Source organism: Methylobacterium sp. J-070 (genome assembly GCF_022829385.1).
Lineage (GTDB): Bacteria > Pseudomonadota > Alphaproteobacteria > Rhizobiales > Beijerinckiaceae > Methylobacterium.
In genome coordinates, this window is record NZ_JAKSXX010000097.1 from 1 (window position 1) to 900 (window position 900).

At 68.1% G+C, this 900-nt stretch carries 1 protein-coding gene; it reads left to right on the forward strand.

Annotated elements, in window-relative coordinates; translation table 11 throughout:
• On the forward strand, positions 1-900 hold a 900-nt coding region (locus tag MKL01_RS06900; RefSeq protein ID WP_279604441.1), incomplete at both ends, for a DNA translocase FtsK.

A 900-nucleotide genomic window follows, 5' to 3' on the forward strand; every position in this document is an offset into this window, starting at 1 on the left:
GACTTCGCCGAGAGCAAGCACAAGCTGGCCCTGTGCCTGGGCAAGAACATCGGCGGCGAGCCGATCATCGCCGACCTCGCGCGGATGCCGCACCTGCTCGTGGCCGGCACCACCGGCTCGGGCAAGTCGGTGGCGATCAACACCATGATCCTCAGCCTGCTCTACCGGCTCAAGCCCGAGGAGTGCCGGCTGATCATGGTCGATCCGAAGATGCTGGAGCTGTCGGTCTACGACGGCATCCCGCATCTGCTCTCCCCCGTGGTCACCGACCCGAAGAAGGCGGTCATCGCCCTCAAATGGGCCGTGCGCGAGATGGAGGAGCGCTACAAGAAGATGGCCAAGATCGCGGTGCGGAACATCGACGGCTACAACGCCCGGGTCGCCGAGGCGGCGGAGCGCGGCGAGGTGCTGACCCGGACCGTGCAGACCGGGTTCGACCGGCACACCGGCGAGGCGGTGTACGAGGACGAGGCGATGGACCTGGCGCCGTTGCCCTACATCGTGATCGTGGTCGACGAGATGGCCGACCTGATGATGGTGGCCGGCAAGGACATCGAGGGGGCGATCCAGCGTCTGGCCCAGATGGCGCGGGCGGCGGGCATCCACCTGATCATGGCGACGCAGCGCCCGTCGGTGGACGTGATCACCGGGACGATCAAGGCGAACTTCCCGACCCGGATCAGCTTCCAGGTGACCAGCAAGATCGACAGCCGCACGATCCTGGGCGAGATGGGCGCCGAGCAGCTGCTCGGCCAGGGCGACATGCTGTTCATGGCCGGCGGCGGGCGCACCACCCGGGTGCACGGGCCGTTCTGCTCGGACAGCGAGGTCGAGACCGTGGTCGCCCACCTCAAGCGCCAGGGCCGCCCCAGCTACCTCGACGCCGTCACGGCGGACGAC